The sequence below is a fragment of the Yoonia sp. D2-7 genome, assembly GCF_055809435.1.
In genome coordinates, this window is the sequence record NZ_CM147912.1 from 2,369,671 (window position 1) to 2,395,198 (window position 25,528).

Genomic DNA, 25,528 nt, shown 5'->3' on the forward strand with positions numbered 1-25,528 from the left:
TAAGGGGCCGACATGCCAACAACGCTGAAAATCAACGACACGTCCTACGATATTGATTTGCCAGACAATGTGCCCCTTCTTTGGGTCCTGCGGGACGAAGTGGGTCTTCCGGGAACAAAATTCGGATGTGGTGTTGCAGCGTGTGGGGCCTGCACGGTCCATATCGACGGTGAAGCAGTACGGTCCTGTCAGGTCGCACTCGCGGACGTTTGGGGCGATGTGACCACCATCGAAGGCCTTGGAACACCCGACAACATGGCGATCATCCAGCAGGCATGGGTCGACAACCAAGTCGCACAATGCGGCTACTGTCAGTCGGGTCAAATCATGCAAGCCGCTGATCTTTTAGCAAATAACCCCGAACCAACGGACCAAGACATCGACGATGTGATGCAGGGCAACCTATGCCGCTGCGGCACCTACCCGCGTATCCGCGCCGCCATCCATGACGCCGCCACAAAAATGAAGGAGGCTTGAACCATGGCCAGCATCGGTAAAATCGCCCGCCGTACATTTCTGATCGGGTCCGCCGCTTTGGTGGGTGGGGTCGCTTTCGGGGTCTATCAAGTCAAAAAAGACACGCCAAATCCGCTCCAAACCGCCGACGGTGAAAGCACCCTGAACCCTTACATCCTGATCAACGCAGATGGCGTCACGATCATCACGCCGCGTGCCGAAATGGGCCAAGGCATCCAGACCACAATGGCGGCACTTGTTGCCGAAGAAATGGATCTGGATTGGAACGACATCAACGTGATGCACGGCCCACCTGCAAAGGCCTACTACAACGGGGCACTTCTGGGTCTCGCCCTACCCTATCACCACTACACCGATTCCGAATTCATGACCGGAATGCGCGAAACCGTGGGCGAGGTCGGCAAGCTGTTGAACCTGCAGGTCACAGGCGGGTCCACATCGACACGTGACGCTTACACCAAAATGCGCGAAGCAGGTGCTACGGCACGCGAAACGCTCAAACTTGCAGCCGCAGATCGGCTTGGCGTCGATGCCAGCACACTGAAGACGGAAAATGGACATGTGATCACCGCTGACGGCGAAAAGCTGTCCTATATTGATCTAGCGGCAGAAGCCGCCGCCATTGATCCGCCGAAGGTGGACCTGCGCGCAAAATCCGCGTGGACCAAACTCGGCAAGGCCATGCCCCGCACCGACATGGTCGGAAAATCAACGGGCACCGCAACCTATGCCACCGATGTGACGCTCGACGGTGCAAAGTTCGCGACCGTGCGGATCAACCCTGCCCGCGCCGGCATGGTGTCGTTTGACGCGACCGAAGCCGAAGCGATGGACGGCGTAGACCGCGTGATCGACCTAGGCGACGGCATCGCAGTTGTGGCGTCCAACACGTGGCTGGCGATGCAGGCGGCCGAAATGGTTGATATCACATGGGAACCATCCACCTATCCAGAAACAACAGACGGCCTGATGGACGCGATCACCGCATCCCTTTCGTCCGAACCGAACAGCGTCACCCGCGATGATGGCGATGTAGATGCAGCGGTCGAAGGCACAGAAATCACGGCAAACTACCACGTGCCATGGCTTGCACATGCGACGATGGAACCGATGACATCCTCTGCCCTGTACACAGGTGATGCCATGACCATCTGGGCCGGAAACCAAGCGCCGGTGATCATCCAACAAAAGACTGCGGAAGCTGTCGGTCTGACCCCCGAACAAGTCACCGTGCAGACGACCTATATGGGCGGCGGTTTTGGACGACGTACTGAATTTGACGCAGCAGTGCACGCAGCACGTGTCGCGAAAGAATTTGAAGGTACACCAATCAAACTGACATGGTCGCGCGAAGAAGACATGCGCCACGATTTCTACCGACCAGCCGCAGCGGCGTCATTCCGGGGCGTGGTCAAGGACGGTGAGCCGGTATTGCTACACGGCAAAGTCGCAGCGCCGTCAGTCACGCATCAATCGTCACTTCGTATCGCAGGACAAATACCACCCGGCCCTGACCGTGGACACATCGAAGGGTCCGCAGACCAGCCCTACGCCATCCCGAACTTCCGTCTGTCAGGCCACCTGACAGATATATCCGTGCCGGTCGGGTTCTGGCGCTCTGTCGGGAATTCCTTCAACGGGTTCTTCTTTGATACGTTCATCGACGAAATGGCCGTGGCCGCAGGCGCTGACCCGGTACAATTCCGGTTGAACATGGCGTCCAAGGAACATGCTGCTTCTGCGAAAGTCATTGAAACGGTTGCAGAAATGGCGGGTTGGACCGGACAGACACCCGACGGCGTCGGACGCGGTATCGGGTTCACCTATTCGTTCGGCACACCCACTGCGGAAATTGTGGAAGTCGTGGATGAAGACGGCGCAATCCGGATCAACAAATGCTGGATTGCATGCGACGTTGGCACAGCACTTGACCCAAGCATCATCGAAGCGCAGATGATCTCGGGTGCAATCTACGGCATGTCGGCGGCGGCACAGGGTGAAATCACCTTCACCGACGGCGCAGTGGATCAGTGGAATTTCCCTGACTATGACGCCTTGCGGATGCACAACACGCCCGAATTCGAGGTCTCGATTTTAGAAAGCGGGCACAGCATCGGCGGGGTCGGCGAACCGGGAACACCACCATCAATGCCAGCCTTGGGTAACGCGCTGTTTGATCTGACAGGCACGCGTGCCACAGAATTGCCGCTAATTAAGACGTTCGACTTGATTCTATGACCAAGAATTCAAATTCGCGTAATGATTGCAACGAATTGCCCTTGATCGTGATTCAAGGGCAAAAACGTCTATTTTGCCTGTCCAAAAGGATAGGCTGACACAATTTAGTCTAAAACTTTCTCATTTGCGCCACTCTTCACACTCAGTGTCGCCTTCTCTCGCCATTACTCAAACGTCAACGAAGTCGGATTCCGCGCGGTTGTTTTGCGGTTCCGGCATTCAGGCATGTGCCTGTTTTGAGGCTGGAGTGAGTTACGATGTTACAGAGTGTCTATAGTGGTTTAGGCGGTTCCTTTTGGGGGAAGACCGGATGTTCGGTTGGCCCACACAATAACGCCGGTAAGGCTGTCAATTTTGACGGCCCCAAAACGTATGCGCAGCAGGCCCCACAGAAATTCTCGAAAAAGCTTCGTGCTGTTCCCAGCCCTTCCAACGTCATTGATTTTGTCAGTGCGCACCGCAACTCACTTAAAGGAGCGTTCTAGAGCCTCAGTTCAAACCAAGTTTCGTAATTCCTGAACTGATATCTAGAGAATAAATCATGGCAAACATTGTAATCCCTACCACATCGACCACCCAAACCCTGACAGGGGACAACGGGCTTTCGACCGTCGCTACCTTCACCGCCAATTCGCTTGAAGCACCATTCTGGAGCCGGACGGGCGTTGGCCTGCGTGGCAGCAACTACGCGCCATCAAACGACCCAGCACTCGAAGTCGACTTTTCGAACACTGTCGAAGACGTCCAGTTCACACTGTTTGACGTTGACCAAGCCACAGGCAGCTGGGACGACCAAATCCGCGTCGAAGCTTACGATCCGGACGGCAACCCGATTCCGATCACTTACACGACCACTGGCACGGGCCATGTTGTGGAAAGCAACGGTCTCGACGGCAACCTCCAGATTGAAGCCAGCAACAACGACGGCGACAACCAGTCTTCCATCATCGTGAACATTGCAGGCCCTGTTGGGTCTTTCAAAATTTTCTACGAAGACGGTACAACTGACACCAACGACGCAGGTGTGATTAACCTTGAGTCGATGTCTTTCTCTGATGTGACACCGCCAGACGGCACTGTCACCGGTACTGCGGGCGACGACATCATCGATGGGACGTACTTAGGTGATCCGAACGGCGATATCGTTGATAACAACGACGCCATCTTGGCGGGCGATGTGGCTGACGATGACCTGATCTACGGTTTCGGCGGCGACGACTCGATTTCTGCGGGCGCTGGCGACGACGAAGCATACGGTGGCACTGGCGACGATACGATCGACGGTGGCGCAGGAAACGACTTCTTGGTCGGCGACCAATCCACACTTGCGGGCGGTCAGGACACCATTACCGGTGGTGCGGGCAACGACACAATCTATGGCGACAGCGCAGGCGACACGAACGCATCGGCTGGCACGTCGACATTCAGCTGGTCCACATTGGGTGTGGCCGATGGCGCTGACGTTAGCGGCGGCCTGACAGGGACCACAGCAAACGGTGACGTTGCCGTCACCATGAGCGTCGCAGAGGGGACGAACTTTACATCCGCTGCGATGGAAACAACTGACACGCTGTATAACTATGACGGTCAGAGCGACACATCTTCTATCGCCATCACTGGCGGTAGCTCTGGCACGTCATCAGGCGCTGCAGTCGTCACACTTGATTTCGAAGGCAATGATCCGGGCTACCACGACGAAGTCAGCAACGTCACATTCGGTATCTTCGATCTGGACCGCTTCGCCGGACAGTTTACCGACGAAGTTACCATTCGCGCCTATGACGCGGACGGCAATCTTGTTCCGGTCACCCTGTCGACAGTCGGTAACGGCAACACAACGATCAACACAACGTCCAACCCAGACGGTACAGCGCAAGCGGTCGCAGACAACGCGGCAGGCAACACCGAAACCAACCTGGATGCGGGCTTTGTTCAAGTCAGCGTTGCAGGTCCGGTGTCCAAAATCGTCATCGAATATGCAAACACAGACCCTGCTTACGGCGCGCATGCGATCCGGATCGGCGATCTGGAAGTCACAAGCATTCCAGTCGAAGACGGCATCGGTGAAAACGACAGCCTCGACGGCGGCATCGGTGACGACGTTATCTTCGGTCAAGGCGGTGATGACATCATCGCTGGTGGTACTGGCGACGATGTACTGACAGGTGGTGTTGGCGACGATACCTTCATCGTTGAAAACAATTTTGGGTCCGACACAATCGATGGCAGCGAAGACGCAGGCAACGGCGACGTTGACGTGTTGGATGCCTCTGCGGTGACCTCGGACGTGACGCTTGATCTTTCGGCTGTAAATACGGCTGACAACGAAAACGGCACGCTGACATCTGGCGCGGATGTGACCACATTCGACAACATCGAAACTGTTATTCTTGGTAGCGGCGACGACACTATTGTCGGCTCTTCCGGCAATGACACCATCGTCACAGGCGCTGGCGCAGACACCGTCACCATGGGTGCAGGCGACGACATCGTGAACCTTGGCGACGCGACCGCTGACATCACCGGCGGCGTTCCTGATGGCGACGATGATGTTGTGGTACTCGAAGACGGCTTCGGCGACGACATTGTCTCGAACTTTGACGCACCTACCCCAGCAGGCGGCGGGCTGTTTACAGGTATCGACACGTTGGACGTGACCAACCTGTACGACCGTCCAGCAGGCGATCCGACACGCGAACCGGTTAACACCAACGATGTGGTTGTGACCGACGACGGGTCTGGCAACGCTGTACTGACCTTCCCGAATGGCGAAAGCCTGAAGTTGATCGGCATCCCGGCTGCGGATGCGGACGATCCGTTCTACCTGAACGCCATTGGCATCCCCCTGCCCGACGGCACAGTGTCAGGGTCAAACAACGGTGATCTGATCGACGGATCCTACCTTGGCGATCCAGACGGCGACATCGTCGACAACAACGACGCGATCCTGACAGGTGACGCAGCAAACGACGACTTGATCGAAGCGAACGGCGGCAATGACACCGTCTTTGCAGCAGACGGCGACGACGAAGTCTACGGCGGCACTGGCGACGACACCATTGATGGTGGCGTTGGCAACGATACGTTGTTCGGTGAAGATGGCTCTGACATCTTTACTATCGCTGATGCGGACGGCACGGATACCATCACTGGCGGCGAAGACGTCGGTGGCGCAGACGTCGACACTGTCGACTTCTCTGGTGTGACCGGATCAGACGGTGTCACAGTCACATACAACGGCGATGAATCTGCGGATTACGCCGTTGGCGCAACTGGCTCTGACGGGACGTTCGACGAAATCGAAGGCGTCATCGGGACCGACAACACAGACGTCATCGACGCAACGCTCGATACGGCTGGCTTTATTGCGGACACAGGCGCAGGCGATGACACGATCATCGGCGGCGCAGGTGACGACGACATCACAGCTGGCACCGGCGACGACCAAATCGTCATCACAGACGGGTTCGGCAATGACACCATCGATGGCGGCGCAGATGCTGGCAACGGCGATGTAGACGTCCTTGACGGGTCAAGCCTGACCGAAGACCTGACCGTTGACATGACCGCGCCGGAAGCAGGCACGATCTCAAACGGCACAGACACAACATCCTTTAGCGAGATCGAAGAAATCGTTCTTGGCTCTGGCGACGATAGCGTCATCGGTTCTGCTGGTGATGATGTTGTGGACCTTGGCCAAGGGACCGACACGATCAACGCAGGCGCAGGCGACGACCAGATCAATCTGGGCGAAGACAGCCCGGGCAATCCGGATCAGGACCCGGACGTTGTGGTTCTTGAAGACGGCTTCGGCAACGACATCGTTACAAACTTCGACGCCCCAACCGACAATCTGGACGGCACATTCACAGGCGTCGATACGTTCGACTTCACGAACCTGTTCGACGCGCCATCCGGCGACCCTGCCCGCAACCCGGTCAACACAAACGACGTTGTGGTCAGCGATGACGGGTCCGGCAATGCAGTCCTTACGTTCCCGAACGGTGAGACGATCACCCTCGACGGCATTTCCCCTGCCGACGCGGACAATCCGTTCTACCTGAACGCTATCGGTATTCCGATGCCAGAAGACGGTATCGTCACCGGTACACAAGGCGACGACCTGATCGACGGCAGCTACAACGGCGACCTCGAAGGCGATTTCGTCGATAGCGGCGATGCGCTGGTCGCGGGCGAAGCACCAAACGACGACATTATCGTGGCCCAAGGCGGTGACGATAGCGTTGTTGCTGGTGCAGGTGCGGACGACATCTACGGTGGCGATGGATCGGACACGATCAATGCGGGCGCAGGCGACGATACCGTCTATGGCGATACACCCGACGGTGCATGGCACTACGAATATTTCGATCTCGACCCGACAGGCAATCCAACGAGCCTCGCGGATGCAGGCTTTGTTGCGGGCTCACCTGATTATGACGGGACACCAACATCCGTTGGCTACACCGACAGCTTGAACCCTGCTGAAATCGACAGCGCAGATGACTTCGCGATCAAATATTCCTCCACGTTGATCATCGACAACGCGGGCGACTACACGTTCCGGACCGGGTCTGATGACGGATCGAAGATGTTCATTGATGGCGTTGAAGTTGTCAACAATGACGGCCTACACGGTCTTGTATACGTCGACGGAACTCCGGTGACATTGACGGCTGGCGAACACACAATCGATATCATCTACTTCGAAAACGATGGTGGAAATTCGCTAGAGGCGTTTATCTCAGGTCCCGATACAGGCGGCGTGCAAACGTCCCTGACCGGATATGACGGTCTGCGCGCGGCAACAGGTGATGATGTCATCATCGGCGGCACGGGCGACGATACGCTGTTCGGCGGCGCTGGCGACGATACGATCATCGTGTCCGAGGCGGACAACACAGATACGATCACTGGTGGCGAAGACGCAGACGGTGCGGATATCGATACCGTGACCTTCGACAGCGTCGGCACAACAGACGGCGTCGATGTCAGCTTTACCGGCGATGAAGCGGCGGATTACCAAGTCGGCACAACTGGATCTGACGGGTCGTTCACAGAAATCGAACGTGTTGTTGGGACAGACAACGACGACACGATTGACCTGACCAACGATACATCCGGCATCACAGTCGAAAGCGGCACAGGCGACGATACAATCACCAGCGGCGCTGGCGATGACGTCATCGATGCAAGCACTGGCGATGATACTGTCGTATTGAACGACAACTTCGGTAACGACGATATCGTCGGCGGCGAAGACGCCGGAAACGGCGATACAGATGTTCTGGATGCGACCGGCGTTACAGCTGATACAACGCTTGATCTGACAGCGCCTGAAACCGGAACCCTGACAGACGGAACCGATACCGCGACGCTCGCGGAAATCGAACAGTTCTTCTTGGGCTCAGGCAACGACACGGCAACCGGTTCAACTGGCGACGACTTTGTCGATCTTGGTGCCGGTGACGATACGATCAACGCGGGTGCTGGTGACGATGCGATTGCCGGTGGCACAGGCGACGACGAAATCGTTCTGACCAATGGCTTCGGTGACGACACGATCACAGGCGGTGAAGACGAAGGTGACAGCGATGTGGATGTCTTGAATGCATCCGACATCACGGTCGATACGATCCTGAACCTGACATCCCCTGAAACAGGGACTTTGACGGACGGGACCGACACCGCATCTTTGGCCGAGATTGAACAGTTCTTCTTGGGCTCTGGCGACGATTCCGCGACTGGCTCTGCTGGCGACGACATCATCGATCTGGGTGCAGGCGACGACAGCATCAACGCGGGCGCAGGTGACGACAACATCACGGCTGGCACTGGCACCGATACGATTGCGATCACAGACGGGTTCGGCAACGACACCATCGACGCAGGCGAAGACGTTGGTAACGGCGATGTGGACGTTCTGGACGGATCAGACCTGACCGACGACGTGACCGTCACATTGACTGGCGACGAAGTTGGCACCGTGACAGACGGCGTCGATACGCTTGATTTCACTGGCGTTGAAGAAATCGTCACAGGCTCTGGCGACGACACAGTCGTTGGCGGTACAGGCGACGATTCAGTTTCGACTGGCGCAGGCGCTGACGTGATCAGCACAGGCGAAGGTGCGGACACGATCAACGCTGGCGACGGCGATGACATCATCACCTTCTCTGAAGGCGACAGCATCGCGGGCGGTGACGGTAACGATACATTCACGCTCGAAGACTTGGGTGAGCCAACAAATGGCGTCATCACGGTTACAGGCGGCGACGGTGACGAAGCCCCAGTTGATCCCGTGGCGCAAACAGGCGGCGATATCCTCAAGTTGGGTGATCTGGCTGACCTGACAACGCTGGTTCAAACGTCCGACGGCATCAACGCTAGCGGCAATGAAACGTTCTCGGGTTCGGTTGAACTGGACGATGGCACGACGCTGAACTTCTCTGGCATCGAACAGGTCATCTGTTTCACACCAGGCACAAACATCGCAACGCCGCACGGGTCCCGCCCGATCGAAACCCTGCGCGTTGGCGATCTGGTTGTGACACGCGACCACGGCATGCAGCCAATCCGCTGGATCCAGCAACGGACTGTGCCTGCGACCGACAAGTTCGCACCAGTGCGTCTGCGTCCGGGTGTCGTGACAGGTCTGGAACGTGATCTCCTAGTGTCACCACAGCACCGGATGTTGTTCCAAGGCTACCGTGCAGAACTGTTGTTCGGTGAAAGCGAAGTCTTGATGCCTGCGACGCACCTGATCGACGACAAGATGGTCACGCGTGAAGAAGGCGGATTTGTCACATACATCCACATGATGTTTGACGAACACGAAGTCGTCTACGCGGAAGGTGCAGCATCCGAAAGCTTCCACCCCGGTGAGATTGGCCTGACAGGTGTGGCAGACAAAGCCCGCGAAGAACTGTTCGCGCTGTTCCCTGCTTTACGCAGCGATCCCAAAGGGTACGGTCGGACAGCCCGCCGGACCCTTAAGCAACACGAATCTCAGATGCTACGGACCAAATAACGGTTCATCAGCGCTGAAAGAAAAGACCGCCCTTCTGCTCGGGGGCGGTCTTTTTGTGTTTTTCAGGGAAAACCTTAACGTGGTCACTAGCGCCGCCAATAATGCATTCATTAACGCACAAGTAGCAATCAAAGCGCCTATGGTTTCAGCAAATTCATCAATGAAACATACGCACACCGCCTTCTTGCCACATTCCACCCTTAGACAAATTTTTACAGTTATTTGGTTAAAAAGTGAGTTGTTGAATGTTTGAGATCAGCACGAGGCTGACGCTTCCGATTGGCGCCCTGATTTTCGCGGGTTTGGTTCCTAGCCATGCCATCGCGCAAACCTCTCCCTCTTCTGCCGACGCAGTATTGCCCTCAGCGGCAGACGCTACAGTGCAGGCATCATCTACACGCGCATCATTCGATGCCGACACGGCCGAAACACCAACGGAAGCCGCAATCGCATGGGCTGCCGTTGCTGAAAGCCGCGTGAAAGAAGACGTCTTTGCATTTATCGCGGCCTACCCGGACACGCCTGAAGCCAAAGATGCCAAAGCCTTGATGATCGACCTGCTCTGGACCGAAATTGCACAAGCGGATGCCGCGCCTGCAGTCGTTGAAGAACCCGTTGCGCAGGAAGCAGATATTGTCGAAGTCGCAGCACCTGCCACCAACGAAATCGAACTGGTTTCTGCTGATGGGCTGGTCTCTGTGATTGGCGAAATCGTGTCATTCGACGCCGACCTAATCAGCATCAAGACATCATACGGAACCGTCGGCATCCCGAACGACGACATCAGTTGCGTTGGTGCGGCCTGCCCTGCAGGGCTCTAAGCCACCCCATTCGTCCTTCCCAAACCTGACCCACGCGCATCTGCGCGACCCGACCCCAATCGGAACATTCCCCCTGTTCCATACAAAACCAACACGGAGCCCCCCAAATGAAACTTCATGCCCCACAAACCGCCTGCGCCCTTGCCCTTTGCCTGACAGCGGTCGGATCTACGGCCTTTGCTGACGACATTGCATGCGGCACGCCCTACGCGATTCAGTCCGGCGATTCACTGTCTGCCATCGCAAACAATGCATATGGCCCAGGCGGTGATTTCCAGATCATCTACAGCGCCAACGCAGCTGCGATCGGTCCGAACCCGGGTGTCATCCGCGTGGGTACGACGCTGAACATCCCGTGCTTGGATGAGGAAGTCGTTGCATCTACAGCGGACACCGCCGCGATCACACAGATCGAAACGACTGAAAGCCTGCCTGCGCCAACCAATAACATGATCCGCGTCGTGGCCGGTTCAAACTGGGCACCATTCGTCCACGAAGACCAAGCCCAAGGCGGCATGCTGACCGAAATCGTCAACGTGGCGCTGGACACAGCCGAAGGCAATCCAGAATACCGCATCGACTTTATCAACGACTGGGGCGCACACCTGACGCCACTGATTTCTGACCACCGGTACGATTTCTCGCTGGCATGGTTCCAGCCCAACTGTGACATCGTCGAACGCCTTGGCGACGGCAGCAAATTCCGCTGCAACAACCTGATGTGGTCCGAGACATTGTTCGAACAAATCCTCGGCTATTACACCGTTGTGGGCACAGCAGTGCCAGAGACACACGCAGACCTAATGGGCAAAACGATCTGTCGTCCGGCTGGCTATTCCATGTTCATGCTGGAAGAGCACGAACTGGTAGAACCAAACGTCACAATCGTGCGGGCCGATACACCACAAGCCTGCTTCACTGGCCTGGCAGACGGGACATACGACGTTGTGGCGCTCGCAACCGAAGCATCTGACGGCGTGATCTCATCAGAGGGTCTGTCAGAGGTCGTGACATACAACGAACCGCTGAGCCAAGTTCTGACGCTGCACGCGGTGATCTCGAACACAAACCCGAACGCAGAGGCATACCTCAAGACGCTGGACGACAGCCTGATCAAGATGAAAACATCCGGTGCATGGTTTGAAATCGTACGCCGCCACCTGAGCGAAGCACGCGCCGCGAACCAGTCATAATCGCAACCAAAGCTAGAAACAAAAAACCACCCTGTTTTGCGACAGGGTGGTTTGCTTTTTCAGATGACGTGTTGCGTCAAAAGGCGTTTATGACAACCACGTCTTATAATCGCTGACCAACAAATGCGTTGGCTCAACATCTTCTTCGATATCGGCAAAACGACCAATCGGTTCGCGGAAGATATTGTCGGTTTCATCATCGTTCACGGTGCTGACCTCGCCGATCAACACATCACCGCCCTCGCCCCAAAACGCGTGCCAGTCGCCGGGCATCAAGGTGACACTTTCGCCGGGCGCAAATTTGATCTTTTCGCCTGCCGAAAATGCGCGACGGATCCCGTCACACATCACAACACCACCGGCGTTTTCGTCAAAGTTGCCATCAGCGTCAGAACCGAACAATTCAATCACCATCGTGGCCCCGCCACGGTTGATGATGTCTTCGGCCTTAAGGACATGCGTGTGCATCGGAGACAGCTGATCCTGTTTCGAAATCAGCAGCTTTTCCGCATAGCACATGCCGCCACCGCGTTTCAGATCTTCCTGACGGCCATTGCGCAAGGTGAACAGGAACAGGCCCATCTCATCGTAGCGTCCTGCGCCATAATCGGTGATGTCCCACCCACAGCGCGCAGAGATCACATTGGCGGCGCGGTCAGCGTTTGCCTTAAATTCAGATGGTGTCCAATAGGCCCACGGCGGCAAGGTAAACCCGTGGCTACGGATCATGTCATCGGCTTGCGCCATAATATCATTGATTGTCGAACGTTTCATAGCGGCCTCAAAATAGGAAAGCGTCGCTTACTATTTGGCTGGCGTAACACGTTACGGCAAGTCTCATTTTTGGAAAAAAGGCCTGCATCGGTTGGCGGTGTTGGGACCGTCAACCGATACAGCCCCGTTCAAAGTTCCGCCGCTTGCGCGGCGGAAATTACTGAACAGGTTACTCACACCCAGAACAAAAAACTCACTACGAAACTACTTGGGACGGGAGTGATGCCCTCATTTGATCACCCCCCCCTCGCAGCAACTAGGGGGAAAAAAAACACATTTGCATCCGTGAATATCAACCCTAGGCTGATTTTAGCGACAATTCCGATTGTCCCGCAACCCAAGCGCGACATGCATCGCCAAAAGCCGCAAAAAGCGGCCTTGAAACCGGATCTGACGCCGCATTCCATTCCGGATGCCATTGAACCGAATAGGTAAATCCGGGTGCATCTTTGACAAAGATCGCCTCAGGCGTGCCGTCAGGCGCATAGCCATCAACCACAATACGTGGCCCGGGTTCTTTGATTCCCTGCCCGTGCAGCGAATTCGTCATCACCTTCTGCGCCCCAATGATTCGTTCAAAGGGTCCGCCCGCGCTAAATGTGATCTCGTGGCGCATCGCGAACTTTTCTTCCAGCGTGCCATCCGGTGGCATCCGGTGGTTGTCACGGCCGGGCAGATCGCGAATTTCAGGATACAGCGATCCGCCAAACGCCACATTCACCTCTTGAAAGCCGCGGCAGATACCAATGATCGGTTGCCCCGCCGCCACGCATGCACGGATCAGCGGCAATACCAAACGGTCGCGATTGCGGTCAAACGTACCATGGGCTGGCGTTTCGACTTCGCCGTACTCCTCTGGATGCACATTCGGCCGCCCGCCCGTGAAAACGAAACCGGCGCAGGTTTCGCGTAATTCTTGCAAATCGAACAAATTCGGGTTCGCCGGCACAATCAACGGGATCCCCCCCGACGCTTCGACGACGGCTTGCAAGTTTAGCTCGCCTGCTGCTTGAACATGATAATCGTCATTGATGGTATGGGCATTGGCGATAACGCCGATCACAGGCCGAGACATTGCGGTCTATCCAATCTTTACTTTGCAATCGTGATTATAGCCCAGCAACTGTGCTTGGGAACCCTCACTAGGCACACAGCAGCATTGACACCAATGCACAGGCGGTAATGATACCGATATGCGCTATTCGCTGAATTCATCGTCATTTCTGGCTGATCCGACATCGCAACTGGCACACATGCGCGACGAAGCCACGCTCGTACGCGCAAAGATACCTTTGTTAGGTGAAGTTTGGGTTACGACCAATGATCAAACCGCCCGCAGCGTCCTAAAGAAAACCGACCTATTTGTCCGGAACCCTAAACCGATCACCGGACGCGGTCTTGATGCGTCGGTTTGGTGGTTACCGAAGTTTATGAAACCCTTGCTGCGCAACATGCTTGGCGCGGACGGTGCAGATCACAAACGGTTGCGCGGCTTGGTCGATCAGGCCTTTGCTCGTCATCAGATCGCTGACATGGAACCTGAACTGACGGACATAGCGGATGGCCTGCTTGCAGGTTTAGACATACAGGGGCCCGTCGATATCCTGTCCAGTTACGCCCGTCCGCTACCGTTGATGGCGATTTGTATATTGCTGGGTATTGATCCGGCAGACCGCGCCCGTATCGCGCATTGGATTGCGCCCATATCGGGCCCTGTCAACGGCATGACCCTGCTGCTCGCCCTGCCAAGCCTACGTCGCTTGATGCAATACTTCCGCGACGCATTCGCGGCGCAACGCATATCGCCCCGCCCCGGACTAATATCCGAACTGGTCGCCGCAGAGGCCGCAGGCGACAAACTGGACGACGACGAATTGCTGGCGATGGTGTTCACACTTTTCGTGGCGGGTCACGAAACAACCGTCCACCTGATCACCATGACCATTCTCAGCATACTTCCACGGCCAGACGCACGGGCAGCCGTCCGCGATACCCCCGACGCCCTGCCGCTGCTGATCGAAGAAGTCATGCGCCACGATTCACCAGTGATGCTGACGAAGCCGCATTTCGTCGCCCGCAACGTCGCTTTTGAAGGGGTGCAACTGCGCAGAGGCGACACCGTCATGCCGCTCCTGATCGCAGCCAACCGTGATCCGGACCGCTTTGATGCAGCCGATACGTTTCAGCCACGTCGCCAACCCAACGCGCACATCGGTTTTGGGCATGGACCACATGTCTGTTTGGGGATGCAGTTGGCACGGGCGGAAGCGCGGATCGCGATCACACAGCTATTCACCCGCTTTCCGGACACCGTCTTGGCTGTGCCGGATAGTTCCCCGTCCTATACAACAAGGACGGGGATACATGGTTTAACGGGTTTGCGCGTCCTATTGCGTTAGCCTTCGCCTTTCAGGCCAGCTGCCGCAATTCCGGCCATCGCCGCTTCAAGATCGTTGTCGCTTGTGTCGCCTGTGACGCCGACAGCGCCGATCACAGCACCATCGTCACCGCGCACAATCACGCCCCCCGGAACAGGCACAACCTGACCACCAAAGGCACCATTCACAGCGTCCATGAAATAAGCCTGCTGTTCGGCCCGCGCCATCTGCGCAGACCCCGTCATACCCAGCATCACGCAGCCGTAGGCCTTGCCGTGCGCAATCGCAAAACGACCCGGAGCAGCGCCATCTTCACGCTCAAATGCTTTGACGTGACCGCCTGCATCCAACACCACAACAGACAGCGGCTTCAGACCCATTTCACGGCCCTTAGCGATGGTTTGCGCAATGATTACGCGCGCGTTTTCAATCGAAATCTCAGCCATTTGCAGGCTCCTTTAGATGAGTGTGTTAAGCTTGCGCTTTGAATTCTTGGCGACGGCGGTGCAGCACAGGTTCCGTATAACCAGACGGCTGCACACGGCCTTGGAACACCAGATCACAGGCAGCTTGGAACGCAACTGTGTCAAAGTTCGGAGCCATCGGAATGTAGCTCGGGTCGTTCGCGTTCTGACGATCAACGACTTCGGCCATTTTCTGCATGCCCGCCATCACCTGTTCTTGAGACACGACGTCATGGTGCAACCAGTTTGCCAGCGCCTGCGACGAAATCCGGCAGGTCGCGCGGTCTTCCATCAGCCCCACATCGTTGATGTCCGGCACCTTGGAACAGCCAACACCAGCATCGACCCAGCGCACAACATAGCCAAGGATACCTTGGGCGTTGTTCTCGATCTCGCGGGTGATTTCGTCCTTGGACCAGTTCGCACCGCGTGCCACAGGAATCGTCAGCAGATCGTCAAGCGATCCGCGGGCACCGCCTGCTTTGATCTCGTTCTGGCGGTCAAGCACACCGATCTTGTGGTAATGCGTGGCGTGCAGCGTCGCAGCCGTTGGTGACGGCACCCACGCACAGTTCGCACCTGACATCGGATGGCCGACCTTGGCGTCCAGCATCTCGGCCATACGATCAGGCATCGCCCACATCCCCTTGCCGATTTGCGCCTTGCCCTGCAGGCCACAGGCCAGACCGATATCAACGTTGCGGTCTTCATAGGCGGTGATCCACGCAGACGATTTCATCTCGCCCTTCGGCACCATTGGACCCGCTTCCATCGAAGTGTGGATTTCGTCGCCGGTGCGGTCCAAGAACCCTGTGTTGATGAACGCGACCCGCGATTTTGCGGCGCGGATACATTCCTTCAGGTTCGCGGACGTGCGGCGTTCTTCGTCCATGATCCCCAGTTTCACAGTGTTCGCAGGCAGCGACAGCGCCTTTTCTACAGCTGTGAAAATCTCGTCAGCGAAAGCCACTTCTTCGGGGCCATGCATCTTTGGCTTCACGACATAAACAGAACCGGTAATCGTGTTCCCACCCTGACGGCGCAGATCGTGGATCGCGATCATCGTTGTGATCATTGCATCCATCAGCCCCTCGCCCGCTTCATTGCCGTCGCGGTCCAGAATGGCAGGGTTCGTCATCAGATGACCCACGTTGCGGATCAGCATCAATGCGCGACCCTTATAACGGATTTCCTGACCCTTCTTGCCCGTGAAACCAATGTCATCATTCAGGACACGTTCAAACGTCTCGCCGCCCTTGGTCACAGTCTCGGACAAGGTGCCCTGCATCAGACCAAGCCAATTGGCATAGGCGACGACTTTGTCCTCACCATCCACAGCGGCAACTGAATCTTCGCAGTCCATAATCACTGACAACGCGCTTTCCAGCATGATGTCCGCAATACCCGCCTTGTCGGTTTTCCCGATGTTGGATTCCGGATCAATGATCACACCAATCAACAGACCGTTGGCGCGCAGGAACACATCCGTCAGACCGTTGTCGTCAGCATTGCCGCCCACAAACTGGTTCGGATCTTTCAACGCAGGCACAAGGTTGCCGTTGTCCACGGCAAGCCCATCGATGTCCGCCCAAGACCCTTCGGCCAGCGGTGCCACATCGTCCAGATGCTTACGACCCCATGCAATCGCTTTCGCGCCATGTTCCGCGTCATAGCCACCCTTCGGCGCGGTGCTGCCCAGCGCATCGGTGCCATAAAGCGCATCGTACAGGCTGCCCCACCGCGCATTCGCAGCGTTCAGCGCAAACCGCGCATTCATAATCGGCACAACCAATTGCGGACCCGGCACAGATGCGATTTCAGGATCAACGTTTGTTGTCTCGATTTCAAAATCCGGCCCTTCGGGCACCAGATAACCAATGTCCGTCAGAAACGCTTTGTAAGCGATCGGATCATGGTCCTGACCGCGGTTCGCGACGTGCCAACCATCGATTTGTTCTTGAATTTCGGCCCGTTTTTCCAGCAAAGCGCGGTTCTTCGGGCCCATCTCATGAATCAGGCCCGACAATCCGGCCCAGAACGTATGCGGGGCAATGCCTGTATCTGGCAACGCTTTTTGTTCAATAAAATCAGCAAGGACAGGGTCAACTTGCAATTCATCACGTGTCACATAAGCAGTCATAATCGGGCCTTTCAGTACAAATTGAGTATCCGCAGCACGGCTTTCATCACCATTAGAACAAAAGTTTCCTATAGGCAACAAATCTGGTAAAATCTTTTGACCAATCCTTCACTTGGCCCGCCGACACCGGTCAGAACAGTAGCGGACCTCGTCCCAAACCGTTGCCCATTTCTTGCGCCATGTGAACGGTTTCTCGCACACGATACATATTTTCTGAGGTAAGTCAGATTTCTTGCGCATCTTTGCCAATGGTCTGCCTTTCGCTTGCAGTTCGGGGGCGGGTTCCCAATAGTTAGATCAACCCTGCGTATCATAAAGGCTGCCTCATGAAAGATTCCGCGCCGTCCGTCATCTATCTGGCAGACTATACCCCACCCGCCTATCTGATCGACGATGTTCATCTGACCTTCCATCTGCACCCAACCCAGACCCGCGTGATGAGCCGCATCGCGTTCCGGCCTAATCCGGATGCGACCGACGGCACCTTCTCTCTACACGGCACGGAACTGAACTTGGTCTCCGCCAAAATAGACGGCACGCCGGTTGATCCCACGCTCACTGACGACGGTCTCACCTGCGACGCGCCCAGCGCCCCGTTCATCTGGGAAGCAGAGGTCACGATATCGCCGGAAACCAACACCGCGCTTGAAGGGCTCTATATGTCCGGCGGCATGTACTGCACCCAATGCGAAGCCGAAGGGTTTCGCAAAATCACCTACTACCCCGACCGGCCCGATGTAATGGCCGTCTTCACCGTGCGGATCGAAGGCGACTATCCTGTCTTGCTGTCCAACGGCAATCCGCAGGCGTCCGGCGACGGCTGGGCTGAATGGCACGACCCGTGGCCGAAACCTGCGTACCTCTTCGCGCTGGTCGCGGGTGACCTGGTAGCACATCCGGGGTCGTTCACCACAATGTCAGGCCGCGACGTTGCATTGAACATCTACGTGCGCCCGGGGGCTGATGAGGAAAAGTGCGCCTTTGGGATGGGCGCACTGCAGCGGTCGATGAAATGGGACGAAGATGTCTACGGCCGTGAATACGACTTGGACATTTTCAACATCGTGGCCGTCGATGACTTCAATATGGGCGCAATGGAAAACAAGGGATTGAACATTTTCAACTCCAGCTGCGTTCTCGCATCCCCCACCACATCCACAGATGCAGACTTTGAACGGATCGAAGCGATCATCGCCCACGAATACTTTCACAACTGGACAGGCAACCGGATCACCTGCCGCGACTGGTTCCAACTTTGCCTGAAAGAAGGTCTGACCGTCTACCGCGACCAACAGTTCACCGCCGACATGCGGTCCGCCCCCGTCAAACGGATCGACGACGCAATCACACTGCGCGCAGCACAGTTTCGCGAAGATGCAGGACCACTGGCGCACCCGCCCCGCCCGTCCAGCTTTTCCGAGATCAACAACTTCTACACGGCGACCGTCTACGAAAAAGGGGCAGAGATTATCGGCATGCTGCATACCCTCGCGGGTGACGCAGGCTACAAAGCAGCGCTCGACCTGTATTTCGACCGCCACGACGGCGACGCGGCCACCATCGAAGATTTCCGCGCTTGTTTCGAACAGGCGATGGATACGGACCTTACGCAATTCACACGCTGGTGGACCGATCCCGGCACGCCTCATGTTACCGTCACCGAAGAATGGAACGACGGCACCCTGACCTTACACCTGTCGCAATCCATTGACGCGCTTGGCCGCATTGATTGGCCTGCCCGCGTTATCCCCTTGCGTTACGCGTTGATCGGCCAAGACGGGACCGAAATGCAGGCTGAACAACTACTGATCCTCGACGATACGGTCAAAACTGTTGTCATCGCTGGGTTATCTGCCCGCCCGATCCTGTCGATCAATCGGGGCTTCACTGCCCCCATCACACTGTCACAAACGCAATCGGACGCAGATCGGGCGCTTTTACTTGCCCATGACAGTGATCCCTTCAACCGCTGGGACGCGGGCCGGAAACTGGTGTCGGACGTTCTATGCCGGATGGTGATGCACGAAACAGCACCTGATACGCGCTACCTTGATGCGATGCGCGTGGCTGTGCGTGACAACGATCTTGATCCAGCCTACCGCGCGTTCCTTTTGTCTTTTCCAAGCCAAGCTGAAACAGCCCAAGCGCTGCATATGCAGGGGGTCATACCCGATCCGGATGCAATCCATCTAGCCCACCAAACGCTCAGGCAGGCCTTGGCGGAACATCTTCAGGACCACCTTGCTGCGCTCTATGCGGCGATGACTGTTGATGGGGACTACAGCCCTGAGGCTGGGCCAGCGGGCAAACGCGATTTGGGGAACGCGGTCTTGGGACTGATTTCGCGGCTTGATGGCGGCAAACAAGCAGCCCAGCAATTCGCAACCGCAGACAACATGACGCAACAAATCAGTGCGCTGTCAGCATTGCTGTGGAACGGGCACGAAACAACACAGCTAGCGGCATTTGCAGACCAATGGTCTGACGACCGTCTGGTCATGGACAAATGGTTCGGGCTTCAAGTGGCGCTTAGCGCACCAGAAGACACAGTCGCGACGGTCAAAGCCTTGGCCGCCCACCCCGACTTCAACGAAAAGAACCCAAACCGGTTCCGTGCAGTCTTTGGCGCGTTCGCACGACACGCCGCCGGTTTCCATCGCGCGGACGGTAGTGGCTACGCGCTGCTGGCGGATTGGCTGGTCAAACTAGACGCGATCAATCCCCAAACCACCGCGCGAGTGGTCACGGCCTTTGATAGCTTCAAACGTTACGATGCGGGACGACAGGAAAAAATGAAGGCGGCGCTCAACCGGATCGCGGCGACACCAAACCTGTCCGGCGACACACGCGAAATGGTGACACGTATCCTCGATACGGTGTAGATCGCCTATCCCCGCGATCTGTCATTTGCCTGTTACGGTTGCACCACATGGTGCATCCCATGAGACATCGTATTGATCCCCTGATCCACGAACGCGCCCCTTGGCTGGGGCGCAACACCGCACTGACGCAAGTCGCACAACAGTCGCTTGATCATCTACTTGGGTACGGCGAAACCGTCGCCTTGGCAGAAAAGCTGGAAAACGCGTCTGCGGCTCACGTGATGCATACAATGGGACAGATGCTGTCCCAACACGTGACAGCAACGGGTCTGGGTCATATCCCCGCAGATGGTCCTGCTTTGATCGTGGCAAACCACCCGACGGGCATCGCGGACGGCATCATACTGCACCACCTGATCGCGCAAAGACGACCGGACACCTATTTCTTCGCGAACAAAGACATTTTGCGTGTTCTGCCGCAAATGGAAGACATGATCTGCCCCGTTGAATGGCGGCTCGAAAAACGTAGCCGCACATCTGCGCGCGAAACGATGCAATACGTCCGCAAAGCCACGGATGCAGGCCGGCTCGGCGTGATCTTCCCGTCAGGGCGGCTGGCCAAACGACGCGGCCTGCGCCTGTGGGAACGTCCATGGATGGCGTCAGCAGCCATGCTCGCGCGCAAATTTGACCTGCCCGTCGTGCCCGTGAACATCCGCGCCCGCAATTCAGCGCTGTTCTATCTCTTCGACCGCATCCACCCGACACTGCGCGACATCACACTGTTCCACGAGACATTGAACAAGCACAAACAGCCGTTCCAAGTCACGGTCGGTCCACACATTCAAGGCCGCACCCTACCGAAATCAGCGGACGACGGCATCGCCGTGCTGCGGGATGCCACGTTGCTACTGGGTGAAAAGCCGACGCCAGAGATTGATATGATGGCCGTGACCCGACCACTATTGTCGCGTCTAGGCTAGGTGACGGAGCCTCGGCGGGGATATTTAAGGCCAAAAGAAGCACGCACAGCACCAAACGCGACAGGCCTTACCCGTTCGCAGGCGCTGTCATAGTGGACACGGTCACGTCCCAATTGCCCGCTGGACGCGCCTGCGGGCGGATGTTGACCTGCGGTTTGCAGTAACTTTGACGGTTTGTCCAAGCGGCCATTTCCGAAATCTTGCTCCGGTTCGACATCGGGCCCCAATCTGCAGCAATGCCGCGCCAACGGCTATCGCGCACAGCAATCGCGTTATCTCGGGCGACCGTCACGTTCATGATACGGGCAGCACAGGACAGGTTATCCTCGGGATCTTTCAACGCCTCGCCAGTGCGGGCGTAGCAGCCATAGCGGCGTGCCGTATCCGGATAGATTTGCAGCAGACCAAACCACAGGTTTCCGCCCCCCACAGCACGCGGATTATACGTGCTTTCGTGCTTGGCCAAAGCCGACATGACACCTACCCAAAACGCACGGCGCTGTTCGGGTCCGTTTTCAACATAAGCAGGACACCAGGTGTCGATGTCGCGCGGAACAAGTGATTCGAGCCCATCACCATGCCCGCTGATCGCCGTCATCGCCGCACGCGTCCACAGATCAGACCCGTCTTTATGGGTCCACCGCGTGTTCGGCAAAAAGCTGGATCGCGCAATAGGACGCACATCGGGTTCACCCGTTTCCACTATGGCCGGATACCGGATCATGTGGGCAGGACGGGCTTGCACACGAAACCCTGCAAGGCGATTTGCAGCGGCCTCGACCTGCAAAGTCGCAGCATCATCGCGCGAGAAGGGTCTGACAGGTGTGTCGGCCATGGCCGCGGCCCCCACACATATCGCCAAAATCCCCCCCAGAAGTGTCTTGGCATTTATCATGGCGCAAAATTTGCCTTGCGCATGCACCTGAATGCAAGCGGAATTTCAGATGCAGGCGGGGCAACGCTTGAACTTACTCACCCGTTTACAGCGCAACAGATACAACGATTACTGTGGAACGTTCACACCTTAACTCTCGGTGGGCCTTATAACTTGAGCGATTTGAACTAGAAAATGTCTAAGGCTGGCGGTAAACCATTGTGGATGCCGCGAAATACCTCGGGGCCTGTTACAAAGGTGATCCGGATGAACGCACACGGCATGACAAAATGGTTTGGTCTCGTCTTGATTTTGTCCGGACCAGTAAGTGCGCAAGAGACGGATGTGGGCGGCGTTAGCGATGAAATCATTGCCTACTGGGCCAAAAACGCAATCCCACTGGCTGAATTCGTCGAGCAGGGTTTTGGCATGGCCGAACCTAAAGACGCGACATCACCGCAGTGGTGCCCCTATCAAGCCGTTACGATCTCTTTGCTATTTGCCGACCATCCAAATTGTAGTCGCCTGCTTCAAGAGATGCGGCAACAAGGCCGCATCGAATAGGCCTGCGCGGAACGCATAAATTCAGTTTATCGCAGTCACACATTAGCCCGTTGACCGACCACTGTATAAAACAGGTGTTTTCAACACCGTGATTGACGGCTCCAAACCAACACCCACCTCACCAACAAAACACCCAAATCCCCGCATCCTCTTGTCCCTGCCTGCCCCCTGTCTTAGAACGCAGCAACACCCTGACGGAGAGACCCCATGTTGGACCTGACATACGACACCCCTGCCCCCAAAGTGATCGCTGGTGCGAAGCATGATTGGGAGCTTGTGATCGGCCTTGAAGTCCACGCGCAGGTCGCGACCAAAGCGAAACTGTTTTCTGGCGCATCCACCCTTTTCGGCGCTGAGCCGAACAGCAACGTGGCCTTCGTGGACGCAGGCATGCCCGGCATGTTACCCGTCATTAACGAAGAATGCGTCGCACAGGCGGTGCGCACGGGTCTGGGCCTGAAAGCCGAAATTAACCTGTTCTCTGCCTTCGACCGGAAGAACTACTTCTACCCTGATCTGCCGCAAGGCTACCAGATTTCCCAACTTTACCACCCGATTGTGGGCGAAGGTGAAGTGCTGGTCGAACTCGGTGACGGTACCGCCCGCAACGTCCGCGTGGAACGCATCCATCTTGAACAAGACGCCGGCAAATCCGTGCACGACATGGACCCGAACATGTCCTTCGTGGACCTGAACCGGACCGGCGTGGCGTTGATGGAAATCGTATCGCGCCCCGACATCCGTGGGCCGGAAGAAGCAGCTGCTTATGTGTCCAAGCTGCGCCAAATCCTGCGTTACCTCGGGACCTGTGACGGCAACATGCAAAACGGCAACCTGCGGGCTGACGTGAACGTATCGATCTGCCGTCCGGGCCAGTACGAGAAATACATGGAAACGCAGGACTTTAGCCACCTCGGCACGCGCTGCGAAATCAAGAACATGAACTCGATGCGGTTTATCCAAGCCGCCATTGATGTGGAGGCCCGCCGCCAAATCGCCCTCGTCGAGGACGGCAAAGAGGTTGTGCAGGAAACACGTCTCTACGATCCGGACAAGAACGAAACACGGTCCATGCGGTCAAAGGAAGAAGCGCACGATTACCGCTACTTCCCCGATCCGGACCTGCTGCCGCTCGAAATCGAACAGGACTGGGTTGATGATCTGGCGTCCAAATTGCCAGAACTACCAGACGCCAAGAAATCCCGTTTCATGGCTGACTTCGGCCTGTCCGACTACGACGCCTCCGTGCTGACCGCCGACGTGACCAACGCGGCCTTCTTTGAAGCCGTGGCCGAAGGCCGCGACGGCAAACTGGCGGCGAACTGGGTGATCAACGAACTGTTTGGCCGCCTCAAGAAAGACGACAAAGACGTCACCGAAAGCCCGATTTCAGCGGCACGTCTGGGCCAGATCGTCGGCCTTATCAAATCCGACAAGATCAGCGGCAAGATCGCCAAAGACGTGTTCGAAATCGCCTACACCTCGGACCGTGACCCCGAAGAAATCGTCGCGACCGAAGGCATGGAACAGGTGACAGACACAGGCGCCATTGAGGCAGCCGTGGATGAGATCATCGCAGCCAACCCCGCGCAGGTCGAAAAAGCCAAAGTGAACCCGAAACTCGTTGGCTTCTTCGTCGGCCAAGTGATGAAGGCGACAGGCGGCAAAGCGAACCCTGCGGCGGTGAACAAATTGGTCAGCGAAAAACTAGGCCTTTAAGCCCTGATGTCGGCGGACTAATTCCGCCGACCCACGCGCACGCATCTACGGACAGTTGAAATGCAACCAATGTTGAAGCGCGCGCTCTATGTTCTTCTTCCTGCAGTCATCCTTTGCTGCGCATTCCTTGGTCTTTATGCGCTCGCGTTAACGGGTGGGGCCGATACGGTTAGCTTTGCTTTCCTCATCGGATTTCCAATGATTGCGGGCGCAGTCATCTATTATTTCAAGCCTAAGAACCAACTGAATACACTGTGGGGCAGTATTTTGTGGTTGGGTGGAATCACGTTGGGGGCAGTCGCCCTGTCCCTCATTTCCGGTCTCGAAGGTATGGTATGCATTGCCATGGCCGTCGGTCCAATCTTGTTTGGTGTGATGCTGGGCGGTATTTTTATGGTTGTCGCCCTGCGTTGGCGCGACAAGTCCCATGGTACACTCAAGGCCGTTGTTGCACCCATTATGCTGCTTGTTGCACTTGGATATGCAAAAGCACCGCAAACCACCTACACAATATCGAATACGATCATCATTCAGGCGGCACCTTCTGACGTCTACGCAATGCTGCAGAACATCCCTGACATCGCACCAGTCGAAGTCCCAACCCTGCCGTCACATTGGCTCGGCATTCCGAAACCAACGGCGGCCGTTTGGGAAGAAACAAGCAGCGGTTCGGTGCGGCATTCATACTGGGGTGACGGCATCCATTTCCGCGAAAACATCACAGCCGTCATTCCCGACAAACACATCGCGTGGAACTTCAGCTTTCCTGAGAACTGGATCGTCGAAGGCATCCAAGATCCGCACATCACAGTCGGTAGCCCGTATTTTGATGTGCTTTCGGGCTCTTATACGTTGGCGGCAACTGAGACAGGCACGCAGCTGACATTAACCACACGTACCTACGACGGATCAGAACTAGGGGCGTACGCAAAGTTCTGGCATCACTTCTTCTTTGAAGACTTCCACGAAGCGATCCTCACAGTGGTCAAAAACCGCGTAGAGGCGCTGTGACCGCATCTGCTCTGCTTGGCCCGCCCATCCTTCTTTGCTA

17 protein-coding genes are annotated in these 25,528 nt (G+C 56.5%); 11 read left to right on the forward strand and 6 right to left on the reverse strand.

The features are described from left to right. Nucleotides 1-12 precede the first annotated feature (12 nt). From AC0L7R_RS11615 to AC0L7R_RS11635, 5 genes are all read left to right on the forward strand, one after another. On the forward strand, nt 13-477 hold the full coding sequence (locus tag AC0L7R_RS11615) for a (2Fe-2S)-binding protein (RefSeq protein WP_348107655.1): 465 nt from the start codon (nt 13-15) through the stop codon (nt 475-477). Nucleotides 478-480: 3 nt separating this feature from the next. Continuing rightward, a complete protein-coding gene (locus AC0L7R_RS11620; protein ID WP_473657044.1) occupies nt 481-2,715 on the forward strand; it encodes a molybdopterin cofactor-binding domain-containing protein in 2,235 nt (744 codons plus the stop codon). 541 nt (nt 2,716-3,256) lie between these two features. After that, on the forward strand, nt 3,257-9,745 hold the full coding sequence (locus AC0L7R_RS11625) for a Hint domain-containing protein (RefSeq protein ID WP_473657045.1): 6,489 nt from the start codon (nt 3,257-3,259) through the stop codon (nt 9,743-9,745). Between the two features lie 245 nt (nt 9,746-9,990). Beyond that, nucleotides 9,991-10,566, forward strand: a complete 576-nt coding sequence (locus tag AC0L7R_RS11630) for a hypothetical protein (RefSeq protein WP_473657047.1) — start codon at nt 9,991-9,993, stop codon at nt 10,564-10,566. A gap of 107 nt (nt 10,567-10,673) precedes the next feature. Next, the gene (locus tag AC0L7R_RS11635) at nt 10,674-11,759 is read left to right on the forward strand and encodes a LysM peptidoglycan-binding domain-containing protein (RefSeq protein WP_473657049.1); all 1,086 of its coding nucleotides are present in this window, start codon (nt 10,674-10,676) and stop codon (nt 11,757-11,759) included. 87 nt (nt 11,760-11,846) lie between these two features. Here AC0L7R_RS11635 and AC0L7R_RS11640 read toward each other — a convergent pair whose 3' ends face one another. Together AC0L7R_RS11640 and AC0L7R_RS11645 are read right to left on the reverse strand one after the other, a co-directional pair. Continuing rightward, entirely contained in the window at nt 11,847-12,533 is a 687-nt protein-coding gene (locus tag AC0L7R_RS11640; RefSeq protein ID WP_473657050.1) for a D-lyxose/D-mannose family sugar isomerase, read from the reverse strand. A gap of 298 nt (nt 12,534-12,831) precedes the next feature. Then, the gene (locus AC0L7R_RS11645; RefSeq protein ID WP_473657051.1) at nt 12,832-13,608 is read right to left on the reverse strand and encodes a gamma-glutamyl-gamma-aminobutyrate hydrolase family protein; all 777 of its coding nucleotides are present in this window, start codon (nt 13,606-13,608) and stop codon (nt 12,832-12,834) included. 118 nt (nt 13,609-13,726) lie between these two features. On the opposite strand from AC0L7R_RS11645, the gene AC0L7R_RS11650 reads away from it, so the two are divergent. Then, nucleotides 13,727-14,932 carry a cytochrome P450 gene (locus AC0L7R_RS11650; protein WP_473657052.1) on the forward strand — a complete coding sequence of 402 codons (1,206 nt, stop codon included), beginning with the start codon at nt 13,727-13,729 and terminating at the stop codon, nt 14,930-14,932. Here AC0L7R_RS11650 and AC0L7R_RS11655 read toward each other — a convergent pair. The 3 genes from AC0L7R_RS11655 to AC0L7R_RS11665 all read right to left on the reverse strand — a co-directional run bounded on the left by AC0L7R_RS11655 (nt 14,929) and on the right by AC0L7R_RS11665 (nt 17,764). Further along, a complete protein-coding gene (locus AC0L7R_RS11655) occupies nt 14,929-15,357 on the reverse strand; it encodes a GlcG/HbpS family heme-binding protein (protein ID WP_473657054.1) in 429 nt (142 codons plus the stop codon). The two genes, AC0L7R_RS11650 and AC0L7R_RS11655, sit on opposite strands and share 4 nt — an antisense overlap. Nucleotides 15,358-15,382: 25 nt before the next feature. Further along, nucleotides 15,383-17,515 (reverse strand): malate synthase G, encoded by a 2,133-nt coding sequence (locus AC0L7R_RS11660; RefSeq protein ID WP_473657055.1) that lies wholly within the window; start codon nt 17,513-17,515, stop codon nt 15,383-15,385. Nucleotides 17,516-17,623: 108 nt separating this feature from the next. Then, nucleotides 17,624-17,764, reverse strand: coding sequence for a DUF2256 domain-containing protein (locus tag AC0L7R_RS11665; RefSeq protein WP_247126653.1), 141 nt, complete (start codon nt 17,762-17,764; stop codon nt 17,624-17,626). Between the two features lie 77 nt (nt 17,765-17,841). Here AC0L7R_RS11665 and pepN point away from each other — a divergent pair, with 77 nt between their 5' ends. Continuing rightward, on the forward strand, nt 17,842-20,397 hold the full coding sequence (gene pepN / locus AC0L7R_RS11670) for an aminopeptidase N (RefSeq protein WP_473657056.1): 2,556 nt from the start codon (nt 17,842-17,844) through the stop codon (nt 20,395-20,397). Nucleotides 20,398-20,456: 59 nt separating this feature from the next. Next, nucleotides 20,457-21,320, forward strand: a complete 864-nt coding sequence (locus AC0L7R_RS11675) for a 1-acyl-sn-glycerol-3-phosphate acyltransferase (protein ID WP_473657057.1) — start codon at nt 20,457-20,459, stop codon at nt 21,318-21,320. Nucleotides 21,321-21,387: 67 nt separating this feature from the next. On the opposite strand, the gene AC0L7R_RS11680 is transcribed toward AC0L7R_RS11675, so the two are convergent. Next, nucleotides 21,388-22,155: a transglycosylase SLT domain-containing protein gene (locus AC0L7R_RS11680; protein ID WP_473657059.1), complete on the reverse strand. Its 768-nt coding sequence runs from the start codon at nt 22,153-22,155 to the stop codon at nt 21,388-21,390. Between the two features lie 306 nt (nt 22,156-22,461). Here AC0L7R_RS11680 and AC0L7R_RS11685 point away from each other — a divergent pair, with 306 nt between their 5' ends. The 3 genes from AC0L7R_RS11685 (at nt 22,462) to AC0L7R_RS11695 (ending at nt 25,488) form a co-directional block, all read left to right on the forward strand. Beyond that, nucleotides 22,462-22,758 (forward strand): hypothetical protein, encoded by a 297-nt coding sequence (locus AC0L7R_RS11685; protein ID WP_473657060.1) that lies wholly within the window; start codon nt 22,462-22,464, stop codon nt 22,756-22,758. Between the two features lie 207 nt (nt 22,759-22,965). Continuing rightward, on the forward strand, nt 22,966-24,477 hold the full coding sequence (gene gatB / locus AC0L7R_RS11690) for an Asp-tRNA(Asn)/Glu-tRNA(Gln) amidotransferase subunit GatB (RefSeq protein ID WP_473657061.1): 1,512 nt from the start codon (nt 22,966-22,968) through the stop codon (nt 24,475-24,477). Nucleotides 24,478-24,537: 60 nt separating this feature from the next. Continuing rightward, complete coding sequence (locus tag AC0L7R_RS11695) at nt 24,538-25,488, forward strand: polyketide cyclase/dehydrase (protein WP_473657062.1); 951 nt, start codon at nt 24,538-24,540, stop codon at nt 25,486-25,488. Nucleotides 25,489-25,528 lie beyond the last annotated feature (40 nt).